The 8432-nt window shown below is 69.1% G+C and carries 10 protein-coding genes; 6 read left to right on the forward strand and 4 right to left on the reverse strand.

What is annotated here, in order from left to right; translation table 11 throughout:
- The 3 genes from trpS to H2037_RS12380 all read left to right on the forward strand — a co-directional run bounded on the left by trpS (position 1) and on the right by H2037_RS12380 (position 2361).
- Positions 1-1050 (forward strand): tryptophan--tRNA ligase, encoded by a 1050-nt coding sequence (gene trpS / locus H2037_RS12370; RefSeq protein ID WP_292122364.1) that lies wholly within the window; start codon positions 1-3, stop codon positions 1048-1050.
- Between the two features lie 124 nt (positions 1051-1174).
- Positions 1175-1882, forward strand: coding sequence for a GNAT family N-acetyltransferase (locus tag H2037_RS12375; RefSeq protein ID WP_292122367.1), 708 nt, complete (start codon positions 1175-1177; stop codon positions 1880-1882).
- A gap of 14 nt (positions 1883-1896) precedes the next feature.
- The gene (locus tag H2037_RS12380; RefSeq protein ID WP_292122370.1) at positions 1897-2361 is read left to right on the forward strand and encodes an OsmC family protein; all 465 of its coding nucleotides are present in this window, start codon (positions 1897-1899) and stop codon (positions 2359-2361) included.
- A gap of 20 nt (positions 2362-2381) precedes the next feature.
- On the opposite strand, the gene H2037_RS12385 is transcribed toward H2037_RS12380, so the two are convergent.
- Genes H2037_RS12385 through H2037_RS12395 form a run of 3 tightly spaced genes read right to left on the reverse strand, consistent with a single transcriptional unit; the run spans position 2382 to position 4652 of the window.
- A complete protein-coding gene (locus tag H2037_RS12385; protein WP_292122373.1) occupies positions 2382-3293 on the reverse strand; it encodes an NAD(P)/FAD-dependent oxidoreductase in 912 nt (303 codons plus the stop codon).
- A 4-nt stretch (positions 3294-3297) separates the two neighbouring features.
- The gene (locus H2037_RS12390; protein ID WP_292122376.1) at positions 3298-3786 is read right to left on the reverse strand and encodes an Rrf2 family transcriptional regulator; all 489 of its coding nucleotides are present in this window, start codon (positions 3784-3786) and stop codon (positions 3298-3300) included.
- A gap of 59 nt (positions 3787-3845) precedes the next feature.
- Positions 3846-4652, reverse strand: coding sequence for a dienelactone hydrolase family protein (locus tag H2037_RS12395; RefSeq protein WP_292122378.1), 807 nt, complete (start codon positions 4650-4652; stop codon positions 3846-3848).
- Between the two features lie 49 nt (positions 4653-4701).
- Between H2037_RS12395 and H2037_RS12400 the strand changes: the two genes are divergently transcribed.
- Both H2037_RS12400 and H2037_RS12405 read left to right on the forward strand, forming a co-directional pair.
- Positions 4702-5343, forward strand: coding sequence for a PadR family transcriptional regulator (locus tag H2037_RS12400; protein ID WP_292122382.1), 642 nt, complete (start codon positions 4702-4704; stop codon positions 5341-5343).
- Complete coding sequence (locus H2037_RS12405) at positions 5340-6146, forward strand: siderophore-interacting protein (RefSeq protein ID WP_292122385.1); 807 nt, start codon at positions 5340-5342, stop codon at positions 6144-6146. The genes H2037_RS12400 and H2037_RS12405 overlap by 4 nt, the downstream gene beginning before the upstream one ends.
- A 187-nt stretch (positions 6147-6333) precedes the next feature.
- Here H2037_RS12405 and H2037_RS12410 read toward each other — a convergent pair whose 3' ends face one another.
- Positions 6334-6951, reverse strand: coding sequence for an alpha-ketoglutarate-dependent dioxygenase AlkB (locus H2037_RS12410; protein ID WP_292122388.1), 618 nt, complete (start codon positions 6949-6951; stop codon positions 6334-6336).
- A gap of 220 nt (positions 6952-7171) precedes the next feature.
- On the opposite strand from H2037_RS12410, the gene dnaK reads away from it, so the two are divergent.
- Positions 7172-8432 (forward strand): molecular chaperone DnaK (gene dnaK / locus H2037_RS12415; protein ID WP_292122390.1); only part of this gene is annotated, 1261 nt, incomplete at its 3' end.

The following is an 8432-nucleotide window of genomic DNA, read 5'->3' on the forward strand; positions in this document are numbered from 1 at the left end:
ATGACCGATCAATCTCCGCCGACCGCTGCTCCGGCCTATGACGGCCCGCGCCGCATCCTGTCCGGCATCCAGGCCTCCGGCGCGCTGCATCTGGGCAATTATCTCGGCGCCCTGAAGCGGTTCGTCGAACTGCAGGACCAGGGGGCACCGGTCTTCGTCTTCGTCGCCGACATGCACGCCATCACCGTCTGGCAGGAGCCCGAGAAGCTGGCCGCCCAGACGCGCGAGATCGCCGCCGCCTATCTGGCCTCGGGCCTGGACCCGGCCAAGTCGATCATCTTCCCGCAATCGGCCGTGCGCGCCCATGCCGAACTGGCCTGGATCTTCAACTGCGTCGCCCGCCTGGGCTGGCTGGACCGGATGACCCAGTTCAAGGAGAAGTCGGGCAAGCACAAGGAACGGGCCTCGGTCGGCCTCTATACCTATCCCGTGCTCCAGGCCGCCGACATCCTGCTGTACAAGGCGACCGAGGTGCCGGTCGGCGAGGACCAGAAACAGCATCTTGAACTGACCCGCGATATCGCCGCCAAGTTCAACAACGACTTCGGCGTCCCCGGCTATTTCCCCGTGCCCGAGCCCATCATCCAGGGGCCGGCGACGCGCGTCATGAGCCTGCGCGACGGGGCGGCCAAGATGTCCAAGTCGGATCCGTCCGACAACAGCCGCATCAATCTGACCGACGACGCCGACACGATCGCGTCCAAGATCCGCAAGGCCAAGACCGATCCCGAGCCCCTGCCCGAAACCCTGGACGACCTGAACGACCGGCCCGAGGCCAAGAACCTGGTCGCCATCTACGCCGCCCTGGCCGGACTGACGCGCGAACAGGTGATCGAACAGTTCGGCGGCCAGGGGTTCGGCGCCTTCAAGCCAGCCCTGGCCGATCTGGCGGTGGCGTCGCTGGCGCCCGTCACGGCCGAGATGCGCCGCCTGATGGACGATCCGGCCGAGATCGACCGGGTGCTGAAGGACGGGGCCGAACGCGCCGCCGCCGTCGCCGATCCGGTGGTGGACGAGGTGAAGAAGATCGTGGGGTTCTGGCGGGCGTAAGCCCCCACCCGACGTCACCCTCGGGCTCGACCGAAGGTGACGAGGAAGATGAGATCGCGGTTTCCGGCTGCGGCGTCCTCGCGGCCGGTTCCTTCGCCTCCTCGCCGAGTCTAGAAGCCCGGCCATGAACCATCCGCTCGACCGCGCCGTCTGGAACGCGCTGAACACACGGCTGTCGGCCTTCGCGACGACGACCTCCGACGCGCGCGCCGTGCGGATCGATCCCGAAGTGGGGGTCTTCCTGTCGGCCGCCGACGCCTCGCCCGAAAGCCGGGCGCGCCTGACCGAACTGGCGCGTCTTCATCCCGGCGCCGGCATGGTCGAGCGCGCCGACGGCCCGATGGCCGACGTCCTGCCCGAAGGCGTGGCCGTCGTCAGCCGCATCGGCCTGATGCAGATGACCTCCACGGCCCTGAAGCCGGCCCTGACTCCGGCCGGCCCGTCGGATGTCGCCATCGAAGCCCTGACCGAGGCCGACGCCCCCGCCATGCTGGCCCTGGCGTTGCTGACCCGGCCCGGCCCCTTTCGGTCGAAGACGCGCGAACTCGGCCCCTTCGTCGGGATCAAGCAGGACGGCGAACTGATCGCCATGGCGGGGCGGCGGCTGCGGGTGGACGGTTTCATCGAACTGAGCGGCGTCTGCACCCATCCCGACCATCGCGGGCGGGGCTATGCGGCGGCCCTGTCGCGGGCGGTGGTCGGCGAGATCCACGCCTCGGGCGAGGCCGCCTTCCTGCACGCCTTCGCCGATCACGAGGCGACCATCGCCTTTTACCGCGCGTTGGGCTTCGAGGTTCGGGCGCCCATGGTCTATACGATCCTGGCCGACTGACAGGGAGACGGGCAATGAGCGCGCACGGGGCGACCATCGAATGGATGCGGGGCGACCAGCCCTTCACCGACAAGCGCTACAGCCGCGCCCACAACTGGACCTTCGACGGCGGGGCCGTGGTGCCCGGATCGTCGTCGCCCGCCGGGGTGCCGGTGCCCCTGTCGGACGCCTCGGCGGTCGATCCCGAGGAGGCGATGGTCGCCTCCCTGTCCAGCTGCCACATGCTGTGGTTCCTGGCCTTCGCCGCCAACGCCGGCCTGGTGGTCGATTCCTACCGTGACGCGGCCTCCGGCGAACTGGACAAGGATGAGGCGGGCCATCGCTACCTGGCCCGCGTCACGCTGCGCCCCGTGACCATCTTCTCCGGCCGCCAGCCGGACCAGGCGGAGCTGGACGCCCTGCATCACTCCGCCCACGAACACTGCGAAATGGCCCATTCGGTGCGCGCGACCATCTCCATCGAGGCGACGGTCGGCTAGGTCCGATCAGGCGCCCCCGATCAGGCGGGGGCCGTCTCCTCCTCGATCAGGGAGCGGAACAGGGCGTGGGCGGCGATCATGCCGTCCGAGGTCGCCAGGGTGATGTTGGACGCCGCCCGGGCCAGGTCTCCGGCGGCGAAGACACCCGGCTGGCTGGTCGCCTGCATCCCGTCCACCTTGATCACCCGGCCCATCGGCGTGTCGGTCATCTCGCAGCCCAGCCGCTCGGCGAAGGGACTGGCGACCCGGACGTTGGCGCCGACGAAGATGGCCTTCAGTTCGATGAACCGCCCGTCCGTCAGCCGCGCCCCGGTCAGGGTCGGCGCCTCGCCCTCCAGCCGCTCGATGGGCGTGGCCTCGATGGTCACGCCGCGACGGTAAAGCAGATGGGCGTCCTCGGGCGACAGGCCGACGTCGAGGCCCATGAACAGGGTGACCTGGCCCCATTCGGCGACGGTCGCCGCATACTGGACCGCATGGTCGCCGCGTCCCAGCACGCCGATGGGGCCGCCGCCGATCTCATAGCCGTGGCACCAGGGACAATGCAGCGCCGTGCGGCCCCAGCGCTCCTTCACGCCGGGAATGTCAGCCAGCACGTCCTCGACCCCGTGCGACAGCAGCAGCCGACGGCCCTGGGTCCGCGTGCCGTCGGCGAAGGCGATGGAGAAACCGCCGTCGATCCGTTCGACCTGCACGGCCTCGGCCATGCGGAAGGCGGCGGTGGGATAGGCGGCGATCTGGGCGCGGGCGGCGGCGGCGATCTCGGCCCCCGGTCGGCCGTCATTGGCCAGGACGCCGTGGGCGCGGGCGGCGAAACGGTTGCGGGGCCGGCCGTCGTCGATGATCAGCACACGGCGACGGGCGCGCACCAGCTGCTGGGCGGCGGACAGGCCGGCGTAGGATCCGCCGAGGATCAGGGCGTCGTGCGGCATGGGTTCACTCGGGACGATGGGCGTTGAGACGGGCATTCAGCAGATCCCTTTTCGGATGGTTGGCCATCCGGCGCGCGAAGTCCGCCGCCAGATCGGCCAGGGTGATGTCGTTCAGGCGGGCCAGCAGCAGGGCGTGGGCGGCCGCATAGGTTTCGGCCAGGGCGTCGTTGACCGCCGCCTCGACCAGACAGCCGTCGGCCTCGACCGGCGGGGTTTCAGGAAACAGGCCGGGGCCACCCAGGGCGGCGTTCACCTGGCCCAGGCTGACCTGGTCCAGCGGCCGGGCCAGCCGCCAGCCGCCGCCGTGGCCTTTTTCAGAGGCGACCAACCCCTGTTCGCGCAGGCCGGCCATGGTCCGACGCACCACCACCGGGTTGGTCGACAGGCAGATCGCCAGCTGGTCCGAGGTCATCGGCGCGCCGGTCCGCGCCTCGTGATCGGCCATGTGCAGCAAGGCGTGGAGGATGTTGGAGAGGCGGGAATCCCTTTTCATGTAACTTCAATTGTTACGTGATGGGTCGAGCGTCAAGGCGGGCGGCCGAGATTCTTTTTTCAGACGTGGGGCGCGGCGTCGGTCAGGAAGGCGCGAAAACGGCGCAGGGCCTCTTCGGTCAGGTCCGGGTCGTGGCGCATCGGGCCGTTGTTGGTCGGTTCGTCGAAGGCGTGGGTGCCGACGGCGACCCAGCTCTCGACCTCGGCGCCGCAGTTGCGGATCATGGCGTTGACCAGTTCGGCGTTGCGGACCGTGGTCAGGTGGTCGCGCTTGCAGGTGACGGCCAGCACCTTGGGGCAATGCCGCCAGGGCTTCATCCGGTTGAAGGCGAACGGGCCGATATAGGGATAGGCCAGCCAGACGGCCTTGACCCCCTCCAGGTCCGCCGAGGCCGGATCGGCCACGCCCAGGGCGTTCGGCTGGGGATCGGCGCTCATCATCTCCATGATCGACCAGCCGCCGTGGCTCCAGCCCGCCAAGGACAGCCGGGTTTCGTCCACGTCCGGCCGCGCGGAAATCCCCTGGATCGCCGCCAGGACGTCGCCGGCCCGTTCATACCCGCGGAAGGCCAGGCCGGTGCAGACCGCCGTCAGGGTGAAGGCCCGGCCCCAGCCGCGCGGCCCGTAGGAATCGACGATGAAGGCCCGCCAGCCGGCGGCCTTCGCCGCCTCGGCGTAGCGGGGCAGGTGGTCGCGCAGGCCGCCGCAGCCGTGGAACAGCAGCACCGCCGGCCGGGGCCGGTCGTCGTCGGGGCCGACGACGGTCAGGTGGGGTTCAAGGCGGGCCCAGCGGCGGTTCAGGTCGTCCATCCTCGATTTACGCCGCAGCTTGCCGAAGAAGGCCAGCCCCCTTGCGCATTTCGTCATTCAGATATATCTAACCGCTCGTGAATAGATATATCGAAAGGAATCGATCATGAGGTCCAACGGGATCTTTCAAGGCCGCCGCGACGGATGCGGCGAAAAACACGGTGGCCACGGCGGCTTCGGACATTTCGGCCCCTTCGGTCGAGGCATGCGTGGCGGGCGCGGCGCGGACTTCGGTCCGGGCTGGGACGGCGGCGAGGGCCGAGGACGCGGCCACGGCCATGGGCGACGCGGCGGGGGGCGGCTGTTCGACCACGGCACCCTGCGGTGGGTGCTGCTGTCGCTGATCGCCGAAAAGCCCAGCCACGGCTATGAACTGATCAAGGCGGTCGAGACCCGGCTGGGCGGCGCCTATTCGCCCAGCCCCGGCGTCATCTATCCCAGCCTGACCCTGCTGGAAGAAATGGGCGCGCTGGAATCCCAAGCCGAGGGCGGCAAGAAACTGTATGCGATTACCGAGGCCGGACGGGCGATGCTGGCCGAGAACGCCGAGGTCCTGCGCGCCGCCGAGGCGACGATGGACAAGTTCGCGGCCCGGTCGATGCGCCCGGCGGCCATCCATGACGCCATCGTTCGTCTGCGGGCCAGCATCCACGGCCGGCTGACCGGCGAGACCGCCCTGACCGAAGCCCAGGTCCAGGCCATCGCCGCCGCCCTGGCCGAGGCCGCAGACAAGGTCGAACAGGCGTGACGGACGCCCTGCGAATTCCGCGTCGGGTGCGGCACGACCTGAAGTTTCGCGCCCTGACCGTCGCCTCGGTCCAGGACCTGACGCCGGCCTATCGCCGTATCGTGCTGGAGGGGCCGGATCTGGACGGCTTCGTCTCCCTGGGTTTCGACGACCATGTGAAGATTTTCCCGGTCGCCGAGGGCCGTCCGGTCCTGCCGAGCCTCGGCCCCGACGGTCCGGTCTTTCCCGAGCCGCGTCCCACGGCGCGTGACTACACCCCCCGCGCCTATGACGCCGCCGCGGGGCGGCTGACGCTGGACTTCGTCACCGGCCACGGCGGTCCGGCGACCGATTGGGCCATGGCGGCGCAGCCGGGCTCCATCCTGGGCGTCGGCGGGCCGCGCGGGTCCTTCATCGTCCCTACAGCCTTCGCCGACCATGTGCTGATCGGCGACGAGACGGCCCTGCCGGCCATCGCCCGTCGTCTGGAGGAGCTGCCCGCCGGCGTCCGCGCCCATGTGGTGGTCGAGGTCGCGGACGCAGACTCGATCTGGACCTTTGACAGCGCCGCCGAGGTCTCCGTGACCTGGGCTGTCCGCGACGGCGCCCCGCGCGGTCGGGCCGAGACCCTGCTGACCTCGGTCGATACGGCCCTGAGCGGGGTGGATCCCAAGGACGCCTATGTCTGGATCGCCGCCGAATCCGCCGTGGCCAAGGCCCTGCGGACGCGGGTGCTGGCGCTGGGCTTCTCGGCCAAGTCCATGAAGGCCGCCGGCTATTGGCGCCTGGGCGACGCGGGCGCCCACGAGGTCATCGAGGGCTGATATCCCCTTTCGTCATTCCGAGCGAAGGGCCGCTTGGCCCGCAGACCCGGAACCCAGCGGCGCGCGTGAGCGCGAACCTGTCGCGGACTGGGTGTCCAACAAGGGTGTGGCGGATGGATTTCGCCTTCGGCGCAGCTAGGTTCCGGGTCTCCGCTACGCTTCGCCCGGAATGACAAAAGAAGAAGGGCTAACCCGCCACGCGCAGCGTCAGGTTCAGGCGTCCGCCGCCGGGGATCAGGCGGGAGGAGCCCTCCAGCACCCGGTCGATCCCGTGCCGGGCCAGGCGCGCCGGGCCGGTCAGGGCGCAGAGGTCGCCGCTCTCCAGTTTCAGGGTCGTGGTGCGCCCGCCCTGGGCCGGGCCGATGCGGAACATCGCCGTATCGCCTAGCGAGACTGACAGGACCGGGGCGCCCAGGTCGGCCTCGTCCCGATCCTGATGCAAGCCCATCTTGGCCCCCTCGCGATACAGATTGACCAGACAGGCGTCCGGCGGCCGGGGTCCGCCCACGGCGTCGTTCCACAGGTCCAGCAGCACGGCCGGGATCGCGGGCCAGGCACGCCCAGTTTGTGGATGGGTCGGCTGATAGCGATAGCCGCCCCGGTCCGACACCCAGCCCAGAGGGCCGAAATTGCTCATCTGGACCGAGAACGGCCGCCCGCCCGGCGTCTGGGGCCGATAGAGCGGGGCCTCCTCCAGCCGGGCGAACACCTCGGCGACCAGGTCCGCCTGGGCGGCGGCGTCCAGGGCGGCGGGCCACAGCCGGAACCCCTCGACGGCGGTCTTGACCTCTGAAATCGCGGACATCGGCCTATCCTGCGTGAAATCCGGCCCTGGCGCACCGCTGAATCGCAGAACGCCCTTGCAGGCCTAGGGGTGTTTCCCATATCGGGGCCAGCTTCGGAGAAACCCTGAGAAACTTGGGGCTATCCGGCCTATACAACGCCAACCCACTGGGGGCGGTCACGCGCGGCGCTTCGTCGAAGGCCGCCGCATCGCCCGCCAATACGGAGAAGACAGTACGCCCATGGCCAAGATTATCGGCATCGACCTCGGCACCACCAACTCGTGCGTGGCCGTCATGGACGGCAAGAACCCCAAGGTCATCGAAAACGCGGAAGGCGCCCGTACCACCCCGTCGGTGGTCGCCCTTCAGGACGGCGGCGAGACCCTGGTGGGTCAGCCTGCCAAGCGTCAGGCCGTCACCAACCCCGCCAACACCTTCTTCGCCATCAAGCGCCTGATCGGCCGCAACTTCGACGATCCCGTCGTGGCGAAGGACAAGGGGATGGTCCCCTATGAGATCGTCAAGGGTCCGAACGGCGACGCCTGGGTTCGCGCCCACGGCAAGGACTATTCGCCCCAGCAGATCTCGGCCTTCACCCTGACCAAGATGAAGGAGGCCGCAGAGGCCTATCTGGGCGAGAAGGTGACCCAGGCGGTCATCACCGTCCCGGCCTATTTCAACGACAGCCAGCGTCAGGCCACCAAGGACGCCGGCAAGATCGCCGGGCTGGAAGTCCTGCGCATCATCAACGAGCCGACCGCGGCCGCCCTGGCCTATGGCCTGGAAAAGAACGAAGGCCAGAAGATCGCCGTCTACGACCTGGGCGGCGGCACCTTCGACGTCTCGATCCTGGAGATCGGCGACGGCGTCTTCGAGGTGAAGTCGACCAACGGCGACACCTTCCTGGGCGGCGAGGACTTCGACGTGCGTCTGGCTGATTACCTGGCCGACGAGTTCAAGAAGGAACAGGGCGTCGACCTGCGCCAGGACAAGCTGGCCCTGCAGCGCCTGCGCGAGGAAGCCGAGAAGGCCAAGAAGGAGCTGAGCTCCACGACCCAGTACGAGGTCAATCTGCCGTTCATCACCATGAACGCCTCGGGCCCGCTGCACCTGAACATCAAACTGTCGCGCGCCAAGCTGGAAGCCCTGGTCGACGACCTGGTCCAGCGCACCATCGAGCCGTGCAAGAAGGCCCTGGCCGACGCCGGCCTGAAGGCCTCGGACATCGACGAAGTCGTCCTGGTCGGCGGCATGACCCGCATGCCCAAGGTGCAGGAGGCCGTGAAGGCCTTCTTCGGCAAGGAGCCGCACAAGGGCGTCAACCCGGATGAAGTCGTGGCCCTGGGCGCTGCGGTTCAGGCCGGCGTGCTGCAAGGCGACGTCAAGGACGTGCTGCTGCTGGACGTGACCCCCCTGACCCTGGGCATCGAGACCCTGGGCGGCGTCTTCACGCCCCTGATCGAGCGCAACACCACCATCCCGACCAAGAAGAGCCAGACCT

It is taken from the genome of Brevundimonas sp., from assembly GCF_013912065.1.
GTDB lineage: Bacteria > Pseudomonadota > Alphaproteobacteria > Caulobacterales > Caulobacteraceae > Brevundimonas.